The sequence below is a fragment of the Caulobacter sp. S45 genome (assembly GCF_903642205.1).
Taxonomy (GTDB): domain Bacteria; phylum Pseudomonadota; class Alphaproteobacteria; order Caulobacterales; family Caulobacteraceae; genus CAHJWH01.
Genome location: NZ_CAHJWH010000024.1, coordinates 1 through 19873 on the forward strand (window position 1 = coordinate 1; position 19873 = coordinate 19873).

The 19873-nt window shown below is 66.8% G+C and carries 16 protein-coding genes; 11 read left to right on the forward strand and 5 right to left on the reverse strand.

The genetic code is table 11. The features are described from left to right. Positions 1 to 24 precede the first annotated feature (24 nt). Entirely contained in the window at positions 25 to 879 is an 855-nt protein-coding gene (locus HUV06_RS04445) for a pyruvate, water dikinase regulatory protein (protein ID WP_174300069.1), read from the reverse strand. 611 nt (positions 880 to 1490) lie between these two features. Between HUV06_RS04445 and hemH the strand changes: the two genes are divergently transcribed. From hemH to HUV06_RS04490, 9 genes are all read left to right on the forward strand, one after another. After that, positions 1491 to 2573 carry a ferrochelatase gene (hemH, locus tag HUV06_RS04450; protein ID WP_174300070.1) on the forward strand — a complete coding sequence of 361 codons (1083 nt, stop codon included), beginning with the start codon at positions 1491 to 1493 and terminating at the stop codon, positions 2571 to 2573. After that, the gene (locus tag HUV06_RS04455; protein WP_174300071.1) at positions 2570 to 3025 is read left to right on the forward strand and encodes a CopD family protein; all 456 of its coding nucleotides are present in this window, start codon (positions 2570 to 2572) and stop codon (positions 3023 to 3025) included. Before hemH ends, HUV06_RS04455 begins: the two co-directional genes overlap by 4 nt. Before the next feature lie 220 nt (positions 3026 to 3245). Then, positions 3246 to 4592, forward strand: coding sequence for a transcription termination factor Rho (rho, locus tag HUV06_RS04460; protein WP_254600875.1), 1347 nt, complete (start codon positions 3246 to 3248; stop codon positions 4590 to 4592). Between the two features lie 16 nt (positions 4593 to 4608). Continuing rightward, positions 4609 to 4860 carry a DUF6489 family protein gene (locus HUV06_RS04465; RefSeq protein WP_174300073.1) on the forward strand — a complete coding sequence of 84 codons (252 nt, stop codon included), beginning with the start codon at positions 4609 to 4611 and terminating at the stop codon, positions 4858 to 4860. Then, a complete protein-coding gene (gene mnmE / locus HUV06_RS04470) occupies positions 4857 to 6194 on the forward strand; it encodes a tRNA uridine-5-carboxymethylaminomethyl(34) synthesis GTPase MnmE (RefSeq protein ID WP_254600876.1) in 1338 nt (445 codons plus the stop codon). The genes HUV06_RS04465 and mnmE overlap by 4 nt, the downstream gene beginning before the upstream one ends. Positions 6195 to 6261: 67 nt before the next feature. Beyond that, entirely contained in the window at positions 6262 to 8115 is a 1854-nt protein-coding gene (gene mnmG, locus HUV06_RS04475) for a tRNA uridine-5-carboxymethylaminomethyl(34) synthesis enzyme MnmG (RefSeq protein ID WP_174300088.1), read from the forward strand. Next, positions 8112 to 8768, forward strand: coding sequence for a 16S rRNA (guanine(527)-N(7))-methyltransferase RsmG (rsmG, locus tag HUV06_RS04480; protein ID WP_254600877.1), 657 nt, complete (start codon positions 8112 to 8114; stop codon positions 8766 to 8768). The genes mnmG and rsmG overlap by 4 nt, the downstream gene beginning before the upstream one ends. Positions 8769 to 8772: 4 nt before the next feature. Next, positions 8773 to 9582, forward strand: a complete 810-nt coding sequence (locus HUV06_RS04485; protein WP_174300090.1) for a ParA family protein — start codon at positions 8773 to 8775, stop codon at positions 9580 to 9582. A gap of 13 nt (positions 9583 to 9595) precedes the next feature. Then, positions 9596 to 10486: a ParB/RepB/Spo0J family partition protein gene (locus HUV06_RS04490; protein ID WP_174300074.1), complete on the forward strand. Its 891-nt coding sequence runs from the start codon at positions 9596 to 9598 to the stop codon at positions 10484 to 10486. A gap of 6 nt (positions 10487 to 10492) precedes the next feature. On the opposite strand, the gene HUV06_RS04495 is transcribed toward HUV06_RS04490, so the two are convergent. Next, the gene (locus tag HUV06_RS04495) at positions 10493 to 11098 is read right to left on the reverse strand and encodes a TetR/AcrR family transcriptional regulator (protein ID WP_174300075.1); all 606 of its coding nucleotides are present in this window, start codon (positions 11096 to 11098) and stop codon (positions 10493 to 10495) included. Positions 11099 to 11193: 95 nt separating this feature from the next. Between HUV06_RS04495 and HUV06_RS04500 the strand changes: the two genes are divergently transcribed. Then, positions 11194 to 12306 carry a GTP-binding protein gene (locus tag HUV06_RS04500; RefSeq protein ID WP_174300076.1) on the forward strand — a complete coding sequence of 371 codons (1113 nt, stop codon included), beginning with the start codon at positions 11194 to 11196 and terminating at the stop codon, positions 12304 to 12306. Positions 12307 to 12317: 11 nt separating this feature from the next. On the opposite strand, the gene HUV06_RS04505 is transcribed toward HUV06_RS04500, so the two are convergent. Together HUV06_RS04505 and HUV06_RS04510 are read right to left on the reverse strand one after the other, a co-directional pair. After that, a complete protein-coding gene (locus tag HUV06_RS04505) occupies positions 12318 to 13577 on the reverse strand; it encodes an MFS transporter (RefSeq protein ID WP_174300077.1) in 1260 nt (419 codons plus the stop codon). Positions 13578 to 13620: 43 nt separating this feature from the next. Next, positions 13621 to 17070 (reverse strand): autotransporter domain-containing protein, encoded by a 3450-nt coding sequence (locus HUV06_RS04510; protein ID WP_174300078.1) that lies wholly within the window; start codon positions 17068 to 17070, stop codon positions 13621 to 13623. Positions 17071 to 17603: 533 nt separating this feature from the next. Here HUV06_RS04510 and HUV06_RS04515 point away from each other — a divergent pair. Then, entirely contained in the window at positions 17604 to 18434 is an 831-nt protein-coding gene (locus HUV06_RS04515) for a cell wall hydrolase (RefSeq protein ID WP_174300079.1), read from the forward strand. 44 nt (positions 18435 to 18478) lie between these two features. Here HUV06_RS04515 and HUV06_RS04520 read toward each other — a convergent pair whose 3' ends face one another. Beyond that, positions 18479 to 19738, reverse strand: a complete 1260-nt coding sequence (locus HUV06_RS04520; RefSeq protein WP_174300080.1) for a glutamate carboxypeptidase — start codon at positions 19736 to 19738, stop codon at positions 18479 to 18481. Positions 19739 to 19873 lie beyond the last annotated feature (135 nt).

Consider the following 19873-nt stretch of genomic DNA (forward strand, 5'->3'; position numbering starts at 1 on the left):
TGCGCGAGGCGAGGACCAGCGCGCTCACTCCAGCGCCTCCACAGCGCCCGACGCCGTGCGGGTGTTCAGCAGGTTGATGATGGCCGCAGCCGTCTCCTCGACAGACCGGCGCGTGACGTCGATCACGGGCCAGCCCTGCGCCTCGAACAGGCGGCGTGCGCGCACCGTCTCCTCGCGCACGGCGTCGATGTCCACATAGGTGCTCTCGCGGGTCTCGTTCAGCGACAGCAGGCGGTTGCGGCGGATCTGGATCAGACGGTCGGGCGACACCAGCAGCCCTACGATCATCGGGCGGGTGGCCGCGAATAGCTTCGCGGGCAAGGGCGCGCCGGGCACCAGCGGGACGTTGGCCGCCCGCACGCCCCGATGGGCGAGATAGATGCTCGTGGGGGTCTTGGAGGTCCGGCTGACGCCAACCAGGATTACGTCTGCAGCCTCCAGGTCCTGGCCGCCCTGCCCGTCGTCGTGGCCGATGGCGTAGTTCAACGCCTCGATCCGATTGAAGTAGTCATTGTCCAGCGCGTGCTGGACACCCACCCGCGTGGTCAGGGATGCACCGAGATAGCGCCCGAAGGCCGCTGTCATCGGGTCCAGCGCAGCAATGCAGGGGCATTCCAGCCGGCGGCAACCCTCCTCCAGACCCACCCGCATTTCGCGGTCCACGATCGTGTGCACCACCACGCCGGGCGCCGAGTCCACTTCCTTGAGCACCCGCTCAAGCTGTCGAGGGGAGCGGATCAGCGGGTAGATGTGCTCGATAGGCAGCACGTTGTCGAAGCGCGCGCAGACAGCCTTGGTGATGGCGTTCAGCGTCTCGCCGGTGGAGTCCGAGATCAGGTGGACGTGAAAATAGGTGGCGAGGCGCTGGGCTGGGCTCATGAGGGCCTTGGCGCTCGGCGCCTGGTGGTTCGAGGTGCTGCGGTCGGTCGCAGCCGATAGCTGGGGACTTCGGCAGGGGATATTGCCCCGCGAGCCTGGGGATTGAAACCACCGCGGCCGCACTCACCGCGCAAAAAGCACCCCGCCTGTGACACGTTCCGGACAAGAAGGTTGCCAGATCGTTAATGGCGCCCAGGTGGACAGCCTGTGCGCAGCGTCGCCAGTCGATCGGAAGTTCCCCAGCCTTCCCTCGGCCCGTAGCTGCGTCCGGACGGTCTCAACCTATTGAACCGGCAGATGTAGTCAGCAGTTGCGAGCGATCTTAACAGGTGAGGCCGGCTGTCGCATCCAGGTCAAGGGAGCTGTGGCAGGATCAGGATCGAGGCCGGAATAGAGCGGCGACGCTCCACAGTCTCCACCGGTCTTCTAACCTCCTCCCGCTTCTTAACGACTTGTTAAGATTAAGGAGCAGGGCGGAGCGCTTGAGCTGGACGGCTGCAGGGGCTCTAAGCAGACCATGACCGACATCACGGCCGAGCCCCGCCTCCTGCACGCCCAGCCCGAAACGGCCGTGAAGTCCCTGGCGAAGGTCATGCGGGAGGTGCTCGACCATGGATGAGGCCGTTCAGAGCGCCATTCCCGCCAGCGTCGCCGCCGTTCGCCGACGCCTTGCGGTGGTGATGTTCAATCTCGGAGGTCCGGACAGCCTGGACGCGGTCCAGCCCTTCCTGTTCAACCTGTTCAACGACCCGGCGATCATCGGCCTGCCCTGGCCGCTGCGTCCTCTGCTGGCCAGACTGATCTCGACGCGAAGGCGGGAGGAGGCCTGCGCCAACTATGCGGTCATGGGCGGCGCCTCGCCGCTGCTCCGCGAGACCCGGGCCCAGGTCGGCGAGCTGCAGGTCCGGTTGACCGAGACCCTGCCCCAGTTCGACACCCGATGCTTCATCGCCATGCGCTACTGGGAACCGTTCACCGAGGCTGCGGCCCGGGAGGTGGCGGCCTTCTCGCCGGACGAGATCGTCCTGCTGCCGCTCTATCCACAATATTCCACCACGACAACGGGATCGTCGGTCAAGGCCTGGCGCAAGGCCTACAAGGGACCTGGGCGCACGCACGAAATCTGCTGCTTCTTCGATACGCCGAGCCTGGCCGCCGCCCATGCCCATCACATACGCCAGACCTTCGAGACGGCGGGCAGTCCGAAGACCCTGCGGCTGCTGTTCTCGGCTCACGGCTTGCCGGAAAGCGTGATCAGGCGCGGCGACCCCTATCAGCACCAGGTGGAGCGTACCTGCGAGGCGATCATGCGCGAACTCGGCGGCCGCTGGGACTGGAGCGTCTGCTACCAGAGCCGGGTGGGGCCGATGAAGTGGATCGGTCCGTCGACGCCCGACGCGGTGACGCAGGCCGGCGCCGAAGGCAAGGGCGTGCTCGTCGTGCCCGTGGCCTTCGTCTCCGAACATATCGAGACGCTGGTGGAACTCGACCGCGACTACGCCTTGCTGGCCAAGGAGAAGGGTTGCCCTCTCTACCTCCGTGCGCCGGCGGTGGGGGTGCAGCCGGACTTCATCAACGGACTGGCGGGAAGCGTCGCGGCGGCCCTGTTCAAGACCGGCTGCGCGCCCGGCGGCGGCGCCTGCGAGAAGAGCTGGAGCCAGTGCCCTTATCACCGGCATGAGATCGCCGCGTGAACTACGACCTGTTCATCGGCCTGCACATCCTGTCGGTGATCGCCTGGATGGCGGGGCTGCTCTATCTGCCAAGGCTCTACGTCTATCATACGCGGGCTGAGCCCGGTTCGCAGATGGACGAGACGTTCCAGGAGATGGAACGAAAGCTCTACCGCTTCATCATGGTGCCGGCCTCCCTGGTGGCGCTGGCGCTGGGCCTGTGCCTGATCTGGATCGACAGCCACCTTCGCGGGGACGGGTTGCGGTTCCTCGGCTCGCCCTGGATGTCGGTGAAGCTGACCGGCGTGGTGCTGATGTTCGGCTATCAGGGGTTCCTGGGTAAGGCGCGGCGCGCCTTTGCGGCCGGGACGAACACCCGCTCCGAGAAATTCTGGCGCATGACCAACGAGATCCCGTTCGTGCTGGCCATCTTCATGGTGCTGGCCGTGGCCACCAAGTTCGGCGGAGGCTGAGCTGTCTGCTCCCCTTCGCTGCAGGAAGCAGGCCCGGCTCAGCTTGACGAACAAGGCTTCTTGTGGTCTGACTTTCACGTCCGGCGTGTCGCGCCGTTCCCCCGCCCCTACGACACCGCTGCAGGTCGATCCCGACCCGGCGGACGCACTCACATAGCGCTGGCTCATGAGCCGCGCCGGCCGGACCCGCTCCGCGCCGTCCTCCGTGCAAGAGCCCCCCATGTCTGACGACGCCCTGCTTGAAGTCTCGCCCGCAGCCGAGGTCGGCGCGGGCGCCGTCAACACCGAGCCCGCGAGCGGGATCACCCGCATGTCGCTGCAGGAGTTGAAGGACAAGCCCTCCACCGAACTGGTCGCCTTCGCCGAGAGCTTGGAGATCGAGAACGCCTCGTCCATGCGCAAGCAGGACATGCTGTTCACCATCCTCAAGGCCCTCGCCGAGGATGGGGTGGAGATTTTCGGCTCAGGCGTGCTGGAGGTGGTGCAGGACGGCTTCGGCTTCCTCCGCTCGGCCGAGGCCAACTACCTGCCGGGTCCGGACGACATCTATGTCTCGCCCTCCCAGATCCGCCGCTTCGGCCTGCGCACCGGCGACAGCTGCGAAGGCCCGATCCGCGCGCCCCGCGAGGGGGAGCGTTACTTCGCCATCCTCAAGGTCGACACGATCAACTTTGAGAGTCCCGAGGCGATCAAGCACAAGGTCCACTTCGACAACCTCACGCCGCTCTATCCTGAGCGGCGCTTCACCATGGAGATGGGCGATCCCACCCTGAAGGACCGCTCCGGCCGGGTGATCGACATCGTCGCCCCGCTCGGGAAGGGCCAGCGCTGCCTGATCGTGGCGCCGCCCCGGGTCGGCAAGACCATGATGCTGCAGAACATCGCCAAGTCCATCTCGCTGAACCACCCCGAATGTTACCTCATCGTGCTGCTGATCGACGAGCGGCCGGAAGAGGTCACCGACATGCAGCGCACGGTGATCGGCGAGGTGATCTCGTCCACTTTCGACGAGCCCGCCGGCCGCCACGTCCAGGTGGCCGAAATGGTGATCGAGAAGGCCAAGCGGCTGGTGGAGCACAAGCGCGACGTGGTGATCCTGCTGGACAGCGTCACCCGTCTTGGACGTGCCTACAACACTGTGGTGCCCTCGTCCGGCAAGGTCCTGACCGGCGGTGTGGACGCCAATGCTCTCCAACGGCCCAAGCGCTTCTTCGGCGCGGCCCGCAACATCGAGGAGGGCGGTTCGCTGACCATCATCGCCACCGCTCTGACCGACACCGGCTCGCGCATGGACGAGGTGATCTTCGAGGAGTTCAAGGGCACCGGCAACAGCGAGATCGTGCTGGACAGGAAGGTCGCCGACAAGCGCGTCTTCCCGGCCATGGACATCCTGAAGTCCGGCACCCGCAAGGAGGAGCTGCTGACGCCCAAGGACGTGCTGGCCAAGACCTATGTGCTTCGCCGCATCCTCAACCCCATGGGGCCGCAGGACGCCATCGAGTTCCTGCTCGACAAGCTGCGCCAGACCAAGACCAATGGCGAGTTCTTCCAGTCCATGAACACCTGATCCAGGAGCGACGCGCATGAAGTTCACGGTGGAGGCCGATTGTACGCCGGTGGAGGCGAGGCAGTTCCTGGGTCTGCCCGACGTGACGCCGCTGAACGAGCAGATGGTGAAGGAGATGTCCTCCCGGATGAGCGGCAACATGTCCTTGCTGAAGCCTGAAGAGCTGATGAAGACCTGGATGAGCTTCGGCGGCCAGGCGCAGGAACAGTTCATGAGGATGATGACCTCGGCCGCGGCTGGGGGGCTGGGCGCCACCACGTCTCGGTGAGCGGGTCTACGCGCCCCTCCACCATCTTCGCGCTTGCGACGCCGGTGGGACGCGGGGCCGTGGCTGTGCTGAGGATATCGGGCGCGGGGTCGGCCGACGCGCTGGGTTTGTTGTGCAGCCACCCGCTCCCTTCGCCCAGGCGTGCCGTGGTCCGCCGCCTGTTCGCAGCAGAGGGCGAGGTCGTAGACGAAGCGCTTGTCCTGTGGATGCCAGGCCCGGCCAGCTTTACCGGAGAGGATAGCGCAGAGCTCCACCTTCACGGGAGCCGTGCTGTGATCGCGGGGGTCTCGACGCGGCTGATCGAGCTTGGCCTGCGCCTGGCCGAACCGGGGGAGTTCACTCGGCGCGCCTTCGAGAACGGTCGCCTGGACCTTACCCAGGCCGAAGCCATAGCGGATCTGGTTGAGGCGGAAAGCGGGGGCCAGAGGCGCCAGGCCTTGGCCCAGCTCGGGGGGGCCCTGTCACGGCGCTTCGAAGCTTGGCGCGACGCCCTGCTCGACGCCTTGGCCCTGTTGGAGACCGAGATCGACTTCCCGGACGACGATGTCCCCGACGCCATCGGAGCGACCGCCCGTTCAGGCCTCCAGAAGGTGAGCACCGAATTGCAAGCGGCCCTCGCCGATCTTCGAGGTGAGCGGGTCAGGGGCGGCTTCCGCGTGGCGATCATCGGCGCGCCGAATGTCGGCAAGTCCAGCCTTCTGAACGCACTGGCGGCGCGGGAGGCGGCCATCGTCACGGCGGTGGCGGGAACGACCCGCGATGTCGTCGAAACCCCGATCAGCCTTGGCGGCCAGACCGTGGTCCTGGCCGACACGGCGGGCCTGCGTCCGACGGACGATCCGATCGAGGCGGAGGGTGTCCGGCGCGCCGTGGCCTGGGCGGCGTCCGCCGACCTGCGGATCGGCGTCGTCGACCTTACCCGTCCCGAAACACTGGGTGACGTCGTCGGTCTGATGGCTGCGGATGACTTGATCGTCTTCAACAAGGCGGACGTCACTTGTTGCTCGGACGTCCAGTGTCCTCCGCATCTGCGTTCGGTTGAAGCCGTAGCTTTGGCCGGTGACGTGGCGGCGATACGTGCAGGCCTGGAACACTGGTTGAGGGATCACGAGGAAGGCCGTGAGTTCCCTGCAGTGACGCGAAGCCGTCACCGCACCCTGCTGGAGGAAGCCTTGGGCCATCTTGCCAGGGGCCAGGAGGACTTGACGGCCGGAGCTGAGCTTGCAGCAGAAAACGTGCGTCTTGCAGTGCGCGCCTTCGAGCGGATCACCGGACGTAGCGATCCTGAGGCTGTGCTCGATCGGGTCTTCACCAGCTTCTGCATAGGCAAATGACGTGTTCCACGTGGAACAAAAGCGGGTCGGCCTCGACGTCGGGCCGGCTTCGCCATACATGGACGGCATGAACGCCTGGGATGTGATCGTGGTCGGCGGCGGCCATGCGGGATGTGAAGCAGCTGCAGCGTCGGCGCGGCTTGGTGCGCGTACGGTGCTTCTCACCCACCGGCTGGACAGGCTGGGCGAGATGTCCTGCAATCCGGCCATCGGGGGCCTGGGCAAGGGCCATCTTGTCCGGGAGGTCGACGCGCTCGACGGACTCATGGGCCGGCTGGCGGACGCGGCGGGCATCCAGTTCCGGCTTCTGAACCGCTCCAAAGGATCCGCGGTCCGGGGACCTCGCGCGCAGATCGACCGCAGTCTCTACAAGACGGCGACGCAGGCGGCGCTCAGCAGCCAGGCAGGGCTCAGCCTTGTGCAATGCGCCGTCGAGGACCTGGTGGTCGAGGATGAAGCCGTGGTCGGCGTCGTGACCTCCGAGGGCGGCATTCATCGGGCTCCCGCCGTGATACTCACCACCGGCACGTTTCTGGATGGGGTGATCCATCGAGGAGACACCCGGATTTCTGCTGGCCGCCACGATGATCCTGCAGCCATCGGATTGAGCCGGCGACTCTACGATCTTGGTCTGCGTATGGGTCGGTTGAAGACCGGAACGCCCGCTCGTCTGGCTGGAAGCACCATCGATTGGAGTCGGATGGAGTTGCAGGAAGGTGACGCCGAGCCTGTCGGGTTCTCCTATCTGACGACCTCGCTGAACATCGAACAGGTCACGTGCGGCATCACGAACACGAATGCGCAGACCCACGCCATCATTGCGGGCCACCTAGACGAGTCCGCCGTTTACGGAGGCCGGGCGACCGGCAGGGGACCGCGCTACTGCCCGTCCATAGAAGACAAGGTGGTGCGGTTCGCAGACAAGACGTCCCATCAGATCTTCCTCGAACCCGAGGGGCGTCAGGACGATACCATCTATCCAAACGGGATCTCGACCTCTCTGGCAGAGCCGACACAACTCGCCTTCCTGAGGACGATTGCAGGGCTCGAGCGGGTCGAGGTCAAACGCTATGGCTATGCCATCGAGTACGACTACGTCGATCCTCGCGAGCTTACTTCCAGCCTGGAAGTGAAGCGGTTGCCAGGGCTCTATCTCGCCGGCCAGATCAATGGCACCACGGGGTACGAGGAGGCTGCGGCCCAAGGTCTTGTGGCGGGTCTCAACGCCGCACGTCGTGCGTTCAGCCTGGAGGCGGTCAGCTTCTCTCGCGACGAGGCCTATATCGGTGTTCTGATTGACGATCTCACCACGCGTGGAGTGACCGAGCCGTACAGGATGTTCACCAGCCGCGCCGAGTTCCGGCTGAGCCTTCGGGCGGATAATGCGGACCAGCGGCTCACTTCACGCGGCGTCGAACTGGGACTGGTTCAATCGTCGCGGCGCGCCATCTTCGAGAAGAAGATGCAGGCGCTGAGCGAGGCGCGACATCTGGCGCGTGAGTTGACCCTCTCACCGTCACGCTCGCTCGCTGCAGGTATTGCGGTGACGCCCGACGGCCAGCCTCGGTCAGTCTTGCAGCTACTCGGTTATGCCAGTGTGGATATCGGCCTGCTCTCCACAATCTGGCCAGAGCTTGCCGCCTGGCCTGCGGAGGTGGTCGAGCAATTAAGAATCGAAACGATCTATGCCGGTTACCTCAACCGCCAAGCCGCAGATGTAGAGGCTTTCCGGCGTGACGAGAACATGCGTCTACCGGCCGACCTGGACTATGAGGTCGTAGGCAGCCTGTCCAACGAAGTCCGCGAAAAATTGTCGGCGGTGCGGCCGAGCACCTTGGGACAGGCTGCTCGGATAGAAGGAATGACGCCAAGCGCGCTAATGACGCTGCTGGGCCACGTCAAGCGACGGCAAGCGGCTTGAGCCTAAGCCCGCTCGGATCAGACATTCAGCAAGGGTCAGCGGCGGCGTTCGCCGACGCATATGGCGGCACCGACAGCCAAATCGCGGATTTGCGATTCTTTTACGATCTGCTGGAAGACTGGGGTCAACGCATGAACCTAGTAGGGCCGTCGGTCCGGTCGGACTTTTGGCTGCGGCATGTCTTTGACTCAGCCCAGCTGTTGCACGTGGAACAGGCGGCCCTACGTTGGGCCGATGTCGGGGCAGGTGCAGGATTCCCTGGTGTGGTACTAGCCATACTGCTTAAGGGGCGCACCGGAGCGCAGGTGCACCTGATCGAGAGCATGGCCAAGCGCGCCGCCTTCCTCTCGCACGTGGTTCGCACGCTGTCGCTGCCAGCGTCCATCCATCATGTTCGAGCCGAATCCTGTCCGGCACCCAAAGGCCTGGAGATTGTCACGGCGCGCGCGTGCGCGCCGTGTTCTCGGCTTTTCGAGTACACGGCGCATTTCATGCGCGCAGGCGCCAAGGGGCTGTTCCTGAAGGGGCGAGGGGTCGAGCAGGAGTTGACGGACGCGCGGCGAACCTGGACATTCACAAGCGAGCTGATCCCTAGCCTGAGCGATCCTACCGGCCGCATAGTCCGCGTCGAAAGGCTGAAGCCCCGTGGCTGACGACATATCCGGGCCGGGCAGGGTCCTCGCTATAGCGAACCAGAAAGGCGGAGTGGGAAAGACCACAACTGCCATCAATCTTGGGACCGCCCTCGCAGCAACGGGGCAGCGTACGCTACTGCTCGATCTCGATCCCCAGGGGAATGCGTCCACCGGGTTGGGCGTGCCTCGCACGGCCCGGACCACCACCACCTACGATGTCCTGCTTGGCGGTAGCCCGCTGCATCGCGCCGCCGCTCCCACGGCCGTGCCGGGGCTTGATCTCGTGCCGGCCGACGCCGATCTCTCCGGTGTCGAGTTGGAACTTGGAGCGCAGGTGCGACGCAGCTTTCGTCTCAGGGACGCGCTCGTCGAGCTTCAAGCCTCCTCCAACGCTTACGACTATATCCTGATCGACTGTCCTCCCTCGCTCAGCCTCTTGACGGTCAATGCCATGACGGCGGCGGATGCCGTGCTTGTCCCGCTGCAATGTGAATTCTTTGCGCTTGAGGGGTTGAGCCAGCTGATGAGGACGGTGGAGCTGGTCCGGGGTAGTCTCAATCCGACCCTGGGCATCCAGGGCGTAGTCCTGACCATGTACGACCGACGCAACAGCCTGTCGGCTCAGGTCGAGACGGATGTTCGCTCGCATTTCGGCGACACCGTGTACAAGACGGTGATACCGCGCAATGTTCGGGTTTCAGAGGCGCCATCGTACGGCAAGCCCGTCCTGGTCTACGACCTCACCTGCGCGGGAAGCCAAGCCTATATGCGCCTGGCTTCTGAACTCATGACCAGGGAGCGCGCCCGCCGGACGGCGCAGGTGGCGGCATGACAGAGGCGCCACCATGGTAGATCCAGGGCGCCGCGGCCTAGGCCGGGGCCTGTCCGCCTTGCTCGGCGAAGTGGATCCGCCTTCCCACGTGAACAACCCGCAGGAGGTGGGGGAGGCCTCGCAGCAGGTTGCGGTCGAGCTGTTGCGACGCAACCCCGACCAGCCACGGCGCCTGTTCGGAGAGGCTGAGCTGGCGGAACTGACCGAATCGGTGCGGGAGCGCGGGGTGCTCCAGCCGATCCTCGTACGGCCGGCGGCTGGAGCGCCGGGTGAATACCAGATCGTTGCGGGGGAGCGTCGCTGGCGCGCCGCACAGCGGGCCGGTCTGCATGTCGTCCCGGTTCTGGTGCGCGAGTTCGACGACATCGAAGTGGCCGAGATCGGCATCATTGAGAATGTTCAGCGTACGGACCTCAACGTGCTTGAAGAAGCCCAGGGCTACAAGCTCCTGCTGGAGCGCTTCGGGCGCACACAGGACGCGATCGCCAAGACGGTGGGCAAGAGTCGCAGTCACGTGGCCAACGCCTTGCGGCTGTTGAACCTTCCTCCTGCCGTCCGAGCCCACCTTGAGGCAGGCCGGCTGACCGCAGGCCACGCCCGGGCGATTGCGGCAGCCCCAGACCCGGAGCGGCTGGCGCTTATCATCGTAGAGGGCGATCTCACCGTGCGGCAGGCGGAGGCGCTCTCACGCGAGCCGGAAGCGGGTCGGGACGCTCGCGCAAAATCCAAACCGCAGCGGGCGCGAGTGTCGAAGGACTCCGATACCCACGCCCTCGAACAGGACCTGTCGGAAGCCTTGGGGCTCAGCGTGGAAATCGTGGACCGCGGCGGAGCCGGGGAGGTGAGGGTGCGCTACGCCACCCTCGAACAGCTCGACACCCTCTGCCAGCGCCTGAATGGCTGAGCGGCTTCAGGCGGTCCGCCGATAGGCTCGCACGAAGCGGTCAGCCGCCTCTTCGGCCCGGGCGGCGACCTGATCGGGTTCAAAGCCGGACTCGACGCCCATGAGCAGGCGGGTCTGCAATCGACCGGTCGCCATGCCCACGAAGACGTCCGCCGCCCGCCGGGGATTGTCGATCTCCAGCTCCGGCCGGCGGCTGAGATAATTGGCCAGATGGCGGCTGGCGGCGCCAATGCCGGCATCATAGACAGCTCGGGCGAGCTCGGGCATGTCGGTGGTGCTGGTGATCGCCATCCGCATCAGCTGCAGCGAGGCGGGGTTCATCATCGCCTGCAGGATGGCCGCCGCATAGCGGGCCAGGGTGACTTCAACCCGCTGCTCCGGCGGGGCCTGGTCCAGGGTGGCGGTGACCAGGCTGCGCCGGCGCTCCACGAGGATGCGAACCAGTTCGGTCTTGGACTTGTAATGATTGTAGATCGTCTGCTTGGACACGCCGGCCCGGCGCGCGACCTCCTCGATAGAAGCGCCGAAGCCCCGTTCCGCCAGCACCTCGGAGGCCGCATCCAGGATCGCCTGGTGCTTGCGGGCGTCGATCTGACCTAAGGCGCGGGGCATGGGCGAAGTATGGACAAAACCGTCCACTCTACAAGCCGGGGAGCTTTGTCGCCGGGTGTCTTTCGTCGTGGCCGTAGAAGGGCCAGATAGACGTGATGTCGGAACTCCCACCCGCCCTCCCTCAGGTGGCGCCGCTCTCCCGCGTCAGCGCCGCCGCCCGGCCCATCCCCGTGACTGTGCTCACAGGTTATCTGGGCGCAGGAAAGACCACGCTGCTGAACCGCATCCTTACGGAGGACCATGGCCGGCGCTACGCCGTGATCGTCAACGAGTTCGGGGAGGTCGGCATCGACAACGATCTCATCGTGGACACCGACGAGGAGGTGCTCGAGATGAACAACGGGTGCGTCTGCTGCACGGTGCGCGGCGACCTGATCCGGGTGCTTTCGGGGCTGATGCGCCGCCAGACCGGAGCCGCACGCGCCTTCGATGCGATCATCGTGGAGACCACCGGCTTGGCGGACCCCGGACCTGTGGCGCAGACCTTCTTCGTCGACGAGGACGTGCGCGCCAAGACCCGCCTGGACAGCGTCACCACGGTCGTGGACGCCAAGCACGTGCTGCTGCGGCTGGCGGACTCCCGGGAAGCGCGCGAGCAGGTGGCCTTCGCCGACCAGATCGTGCTGAACAAGACCGACTTGGTTGACGCCGCCTCACTCAAGGAGGTCGAACGTCGACTGAGGAAGCTCAATCCGCTTGCGCCGATCTATCGGGCGCAGCGCTCCAAAGTCGATCTCTCGCTGATCCTGGAGCGTGGCGGTTTCGACCTCGACCGAATCCTGGACCTGGAGCCCGAGTTCCTCAATCCTGCGCACGGCGACGAGGGCCACATCCACGACGAACACTGCGGTGAGGACCACCACGCTCATGATCGCCATGGCCACAGCCATGGGGGACACGCGCATCAGGACCAGGACATCCAGGGCGTATCGCTCACGGCCGAACGGCCGCTGGACGGCCAGCGGGTGACCCAGTGGCTGAATGGGCTACTTGAACGGCAGGGGCCGGATATCCTGCGCGCCAAGGGCATACTGGACGTGAAGGGCGAGGACCGTCGCCTGGTGTTCCAGGCTGTGCACATGATCATGGAAGGCGACCTGCAGCGCCCCTGGAAGACGGGTGAGCGCCGCTACAGCCGCATGGTGTTCATCGGCCGCAACCTGGACAGGGCGGCGCTTGAAGCCGGACTCAAGGCCTGCGAAGCCTGACGCCGACGTGATCAAGGCGCGAACGTCTTGCCCTTCGCCTCCGGGCCGAACCAGGTGAGCACCGCCAGCACCACCGCGGTGGCGCCAGCCACGACCGCCAGCGCCAAACCATAGTTCGGCAGTCCCTGCGCAGTCGGTCGGGCCTCGGCTAAGCGGCCCTGCATCGGCACGGCGTAGGCGGCGATCAGGTTGCCGAACTGGTAGGCGGCGCCGGGAAACGTGCCGCGCGCGTTTGCGGGCGAGAGTTCGTTCAGATGGACGGGCACCACGCCCCAGGCGCCCTGCACCGCGATCTGCAGCAGGAAGCCGCCGAGGCCGAGCAGCATCGGGGTCGGCGCAAAGGCCCAGAGCGGGATGATCGGCAGGGCCAGCACCGAGGCGATGGCGATGGCCTTGCGCCGCCCGATCCGTTCCGACCAGGCGCCGAAGCCCAGGCCGCCAGCTATGGCGCCCAGGTTCATGATGGCGGTAAGCAGCCCCACGGTCTGCGGCTTGAAGCCGTGCTGCACCTCCAGGAAGGTCGCATAGTTGTCCTGGGTCCCGTGGCTGAAGAAGTTGAAGCAGGCCATCAGGGCCACGGCGTAGATCAGCAGCTTCCAATGCTGGCCGAGGGTGCGGATGACATCCATGCCACGGTGGGGCTGGCCGCGCGCGGTCTCGAAGGTCGGGCTCTCCTTCACGTTCCGTCGGATGTAGAAGACCAGCAGGGCGGGAACGATGCCGACGGCGAACAGCACCCGCCAGCTCGCCACGTTCGGCAGCCACTGCGAGAAGTGCGGGTAGGCGAAGGCGAAGACCAGGGCGCCTAGCAGCTGGCCCACCGCATAGCCCTCCTGCAGGATGCCCGAGACGATGCCTCTCGAGCGGACCGGGATGGATTCCAGGGCCAGCGAAGCGCCGATTCCCCATTCTCCCCCCATGACGAAGCCGAACAGGGTGCGCAGCACCAGCAGGGCGGCGAGGCTCGGGGCGAAGGCCGAGGCCAGCTCCAGCAGGGAGTAGAGCAGTACGTCGGCCATCAGCACCGGCCGGCGCCCGAACCTGTCAGCTAGCCAGCCGAAAAACAGGGCTCCAAACGGACGCGCCACCAGGGTCAGGAAGATGGCCGCCTGCACAGCGCTTGGCTTGGCGTGAAAATCGGCGGCGATCGCCTTGACCACGAAGGTCAGCAGGAAGAAGTCGAAGGCGTCGAGCGTCCAGCCGAGGAAGCTGGCCAGGAAGGCGGACCGCTGGTCCTTGTCCAGCGCCCTCAGGTCATCCAGCACGCCCATGTCGATCTCCCGTCCCGCGCCAAGCTTAGCGGGACTGGGAAGATCAGAAAAGCACGCGGACGCTGAGCCGGAGGTCGCCTTCCTCGAAATGGGTGCGCTCTTCGACACCCGCCTCGAAGTTCAGCTCATAGAAGTCGGTGTCGGCCTTCACGTCCAGCCTGGCGACGGGCCCGCCGCCCTTAACGCTCTCGGGATCCAGGGTGAAGGGTGTTCCGCCCTGGAAGTTAGCGGTGGTCGACCCGGCATTGCCGGAGAAGACGTTGCGGTAGCCGAGTTCCAGCTCCGGGCGCCACTTGAAGCCCTGGCCGAAGGTCACGCCGGTGACCAGGGACGCGGTGCCGCTGGCCTCATTACCGTTGCGTGCGGCGTCGGTGAGGTCGAAGCCGTCGCCGCCGGACGCGGTGGTCGCCCCGTGTTCAGTGAACCCGCCCTGGTCCAGGTAGAAGTAGTCACCGTGAAGCTGGGGCCGGAAATACACCCAGCCGATCTGGGGCGTCTGATAGCCGAGGCCGAAATGGCCGGTGGCCGTGTAGCCGGACGAACTCGACTTTGACGCGCGGTCCAGGGTGACGTTGCCGTTGACGTCCTTCAGCAGCAGCTCGCGCCGGTTGCCGTAGAGCAGATAGCCGCCGGCGACCCGGGCGTCGGCGCGCAGGCCGCCGAGCTGGGCCTGCCAGTAGGCGCCGCCCTCGCCTTCCGAGAAGCTCGACAGGTTGTCGCCCGGCGAATGGGGGTCCTTGATGTCGCCGGTGAGGAAGGAGCCGGTGAGTCCGAAGGCGCCTAGCCCCGCGCCGCCCGTCTCAAGGCCGCCGACGAAGCCGAAGCCGCCGCCCTGGAAACCCGCCGACTGGCTGGAGCGGCTCTTGTTGACGCCGAACGCCACCTCCTCGGCCCAGGCGCCGCGCGTGCCGCTGGGGTTCTCGATGTCGTTGACGCGGGAGGTGGCGCGGGTCACCGCGTCGGATGCGGCCAGCGTCAGTTCGAACACGCCGCCAGCGTAGTCGGGCAGCAGCTGGTCGTAGACGTTGAGGAAGGAGGACTTGGAATACTGGCCGAGCACCGCCCCTTCGATGGCGGGATCGTTGGTCAGGGAGCTGTAGACGCCGTTCAGGGCGGCGGACTCCGCCGGGTTCAGGCCGAGCTCAGTCGCGGTGCTGCGCCGCAGCGTCACCAAAATCGAGTTGTTGCTGGACGTTTCGGACGCCTGCAGGACATAGGGCACCTGGGCGAGCGCGAGGGCGCCGCCGCTGTTGTCCACCAGAGTGTTGGCTTGGACGATGGTGTAGGTCGTGGGCGTAAACAGCGGCGAGTTCAGCACGATGCCGAGTCGGGCGCCGGGGTCCAGGGTCGCCGTCCCGCTGACCGTGTAGGTCGTGCTGGCCTGGTTCTGCGGGTCGATGGCGGCGTAGAGCAGGCCGCTGCCCCCGACGTGCAGGCTGGCCAGGTTGAGGTTGGCCGGATTGGTGTTGATCAGGCTGCCGTTGACCACGTTCAGCTGCAGGCCGGACCCCACGGTGGTGTTCCCGTAGCTCAGCCGGCCTTCGTAGATCGCCGCATCGTTCGCGTCCCCCAGGGTGAAGACGTCGTTGGCCCCGCTCCCCAGGCTCAGGGCGCCGGTGACGCTGCCGCCTAGGATGTTCACCGTATTTGTGCCGCTGCCGAGCAGCACGTCGCCGATGATCTGCGGATAGGTCGGGGTGGTCGTCGTTGTGGTCGTCGTTACACCCGCCGTCGTGGTGGTGACGGTCGTGGTGGTGCTGGCCGTCGCGGTGGTCAGGGCGGCCGTGGTGGTCACTGTACCCGAAGCATCGGTCGTGGTGCTGACCTCAACCGCAAGAGGATTGGGGTTCACCATCTGGTCCAAAACCACGCCCGTGGTGTTGGCGCGAAGATCCAGCGCGATGTCGGGCTCGAGGTTTGCAGTGGACGGCAGCGTCAGGTTGGAGGTGACCGGGGTCACCGTCGCGCTGATGACGCCCTCGTTGGTGATCTTGGTCAGGCTGCCGGACAGGTCCTGGACGCCGTAGGCCTGCATGGTGTCGCCGTTGGCGGTGGCCTGGATGGTGCCGAAGTTCGTGACTGCGCCGACAAAGGCGTTCTTCTCGATCACGATGCCACTCGATACGGCGTTGGTGTTGACCAGGCCGGCCGTATCGGTGGCGGACACCACCGAGTTTGAGACGCTGGCCTCGATGAAGTCCTCGTTGCGGATTTCGGGGACGTTGGCCCCGGCCATGATGTGGATGGCGGTGGCGTTCGCCTCGAACGCGTCGGCGCTGACGCTGCCGACGACCCGTACGCCCCCATCCACCGTGACGCTCGAATTGAGCGCGCCCGTGCCGATCTGGAGGCCCGTAGCCGACACCCCGTCGAACACGCCCTCCCCGGCGACCGCCCCGCGGATGATCAAGCCGTAGTCGTTGGAGCCGGCCGCCACGCCCGGGTTCGTATCCTCCAGGCCGACAAACTCCCCGATCGACGTCGTCCCGGTCCCGCCTATGGTGAGCGCCGGTGCGCTGCCGAAGTTGGTGATCGATCCGGAGCCTTCGTCCACGTCGGCTATGCCGTCGCCATCCAGGTCGGTGGTGGTCACGGTGGACGTACTGGTGCTGACCGGCGGCGCGCCGATGAAGATGCCCTGGCCCACGCTGCCGCCGATGATCACCGCGCCGGCGGACTGCTCCACCTGGTTGACGTTGGCGCTTTCCTGCAGGTTGTTCAGGGTGCTGGTGGTGGTGGGACGCGTCGTCGTCGCATAGCCCGTGCTGCTGATCGCCGAGTAGATCGACAGCCGACCGCCCACATTGCCCGCCAGGTTAATGGCGCTGGATGTCTGGCCCTGGGCCGTGATCGCGCCTGCGATCGTGACATCGCCGGAGATCGACCCGTTCGGGAGCGAGCGGACAGCGACCCCGCCATCGCCGACGTAGGAGATTGTCCCGGAGTTGAACAGGCTGCCGGTCAGCGGACTCTCGATTGAGATGGCGTAGGAACTGTCTCCCTGAACCGTGATGGTGCCCAGGTTGTCGACATCTCCGATCAGCGGCCCGGTCCCGGTGACCTGGATCCCGAAGCGCCCCACGCTGCCCAAGGAGGCGAAGGGCGCCTCGTTAAAACCGTCGCCGTTGGCGGTGGGGGTGTAGCTCTCATTGTTGGTGATCGAGCCGCTGTTGGTGATCGAGCCGGCCGCCCCGCCGAGGCCCTGGATGGCGACGGAGTTGTTCACCCCGCTGATGCTGACCGAGCCCTCGACGCTCACATTGTTCGGCACGGCGGCCGTGCCGCTGTTCAGGGTGATGGCGGGCGCGGAGCCCGTCACCGTCACCGATCCGCCGGCGGACACGTCGATGCTCTCACCGCCCGTACCTGCGGTGGCCGTGGCGATGGGGGCGTTGACGCCGCTGCTGATGGTGTCGGTCGTCTGGGCCAAGGCGCGACCCGCCACCAGGCAAAGGGGCGCCAGCGCGACGGCGGCGACGAGGGTTCTACGCATTCAGGAAAGTCCGCTCGGCGGTCTCAGATACGGGGCATCGGGCAACGCCGGCTCTTTTGCAGGCCCTTGCCCATCGCGTCCAGTCGCCTCGCACCGAGAGCGCGATTCGCCGCGGGTCGCCCGCTTCTAGCTGCGTCAAGGTGATGCTACAGTCAACTGCTGGATCGTGGCGACAAGCTTTGGCCACATTGGCCCTCTCTACTCAGATCCGCCGTCGATCCGCCCGAGTTTGCGTCGACATTAACCTCCAGGTCGCAGAGATCGACCGAGGTGATCTTTCGGGGGGCCAGCGCCCTCGCCGGACAGGACCAGACGTTTTGCCCATATCTACACGGACACGCGCCGATGATGTGCGCGCGCTGGCTGGTGCTATCGTGCTCGGCTCCAGTGCAGGCCTCGTCATCGGTGGCGTCTATCTGGCGGGAATCGGAAGCAGGCCCGCGCCGCGCCCGGTCCCCACCGTCTCCGGCCCAATCCAGGCGCTGGCGGTTCCCGCGGTTCGTGCAGGGGCTGTCTCGCTGTCGAGGCTTTCATTGGTTTCACCGTCCGGCGCGCCCGACAAGGCGCCGCTCCGGCCGGAGCTCGCCCTCCGCGATCGTTTCCGGGTGGCGGCCCAGGCCTTCCATGCCGCCGCCCGGCCCTTCCGCTTCCAGCAGGTCGCCGACGCGCCTTCCGACCTGCATTGCCTGACCGAAGCCGTCTACTTCGAGGCTCGCGGCGAGGCCGCCGCGGGCCAGCAGGCGGTCGCTCAGGTGGTCCTGAACCGCGTGCGCCATCCCGCCTTCCCCAAGACCATCTGCGCGGTCGTGCACCAGCACACGGGGGCGAGCTGCCAGTTCTCCTTCGCCTGCAGCGGCCGGTCGTCGCCGATCGAGGCCGTGGCCTGGCGCCGCGCCGAGGCCATCGCGTCCGGCGAGATGCACGGGGCGGTGATGGCCGCGGTGGGCGACGCGACCCAGTTCCAGGCCGCCGGCGCGAGCCCGTTCGCGGGCCTGCTGAAGGTGGCCCAGGTGGGCGCGCACATGTTCTACCGCTTCGGCGGCCATGCAGGCGCGCCGGCCATGTTCCACCAGGCTCCGGCCGCTTCGACGGAGGCCGTTAACATCCAGCTTGCCCGGCTCGAAGCGGCGCCCGGGTCCAAGGCGATTCAGCCTGCCGCCGGCGGGCGGGTCGAGGTGACGCTATACCCGACGCCATCGACGCCACCTCTGACGGCGTCCAAGCCCGAGGCGGCGGCCGTAAAGGGGATGAGCGCCACCTCCACCGAGGCGAAGCCTACGCCTGCGCTACCCGCCGGCAGCAGCCTGACGGCGCCATCGCCGGCCAAGCCCGCCGTCATCCCCGTGGCGCTCGCCCTGTCCTGACGGATCCTCTCGCGGCGCTGCTTGATCGCCGTAGCGGGTCCGTCCTAGCGGGGAGGAGCAGCTCTCGAGGGCGCTGACGCGCCGAGCGTGATCAGCAGCTCGGTGAGCAGGTAGAGCCGCGGCGTCACGGTGCCGAGCTCAAGATATTCCCGCGCGCTGTGGAAGCCGCCGCCAACTGGGCCGAGCCCGTCCAGGGCCGCGGCGCCGGCCTGGTGGGCCAGGGCCGATTCCGAGGCTCCGCCATTGCCGGTCAGCACCAGGGGGCGGCCCAAACCGGCGTAGATGGTCCGCGCCTGCTCAGCCAGGGCCTGGGTGCGCGGATTGGTCGGCAGCGGCGGGAAGGCGGGGGTCGAGGCGACCTCCACCCGGGTGTCGGGAACGACAGGCGCCTTGGCCCTGGCCTCCAGCGCCGACTGGACGCCAGCCATCTGGCCGGCTTCGCGGACGCGCACGTTGACGCTGGCGCTGGCCAGGTCGGGGATCACGTTCACCCGGTCGCCGGCCTTGAGCGTGGTCAGGTTGACCGTCACGCCGTCGCCCTCGTGAGGCAAGGCCTCGATGGCGCCGAGCTGGTGGATCAGCTCCACCGCGGCGTTTCGGCCGTCCTGCGGATCGACGCCGGCGTGGGCGGCGCGGCCGTGGACCGTGATGGTGTAGGTGGCGGAGCCCTTGCGCCAGACGGTGAGGGCGTCCGGCTCGTCGCCGGGCTCCATGTTCAGCTCCACGTCGGCCTCGCCGGACAGGCCGTCAATCAGGGCGTGGGCGCCGGGTGATCCGGTCTCCTCGCTGCTCTCCGCCAGCAGGGTGATCCGGCCGTAATCGTTCACGCCCAGCTGCTTCAGCAGGCCGAGGGCCGTCACGGCTTCGGCCACGCCCCCCTTCTCGTCGGACACGCCGGGGCCGAAAGCCTTGTCGCCCTTCTCCACGTAGGGCCGCCGTCCCGCCTCGCCCGCCGGGAAGACCGTGTCCACATGGCAGATGATCAGGATGCGCGAGCGACCCCGGCCGCCTATGACCGCCACGAGATTGTTCCCGAGCTTCGGCGCCTCGGGCGGCAGGATGCGGACCTGGGCGCCCAGCGCCTGCAGGCGGGGCGCCAGGATGTCGTCGATGGCCTTGGCGCCGGCGGCGTCGCCCGTGCCGCTGTCGATGTCCACCATCTGCTTGAGCAGGGCCAGCTCGGCGGGGCGCGCGGCCTTGACCGCCTCCCAGACCCGCGTGTCGCGCTCGGCGGCCGCGGCGACCTGGCCGACGAGCGCGCAGCCCAGGGCCGAGGCCGCCGCAAACCGCTTCCAACCTGCCATAGCCTGAGCCTCTCCCCGTCTCTGACCAGCCTAGCGGCTGGGGCGCCCGGATGGGAAGCGGCGTCGGTGCGCCATCGCCAGGCTTCCGGCGCTTGCTCCTGCGGGCTGCAGTCTCTAGACCCGCCGCTTAGCCCC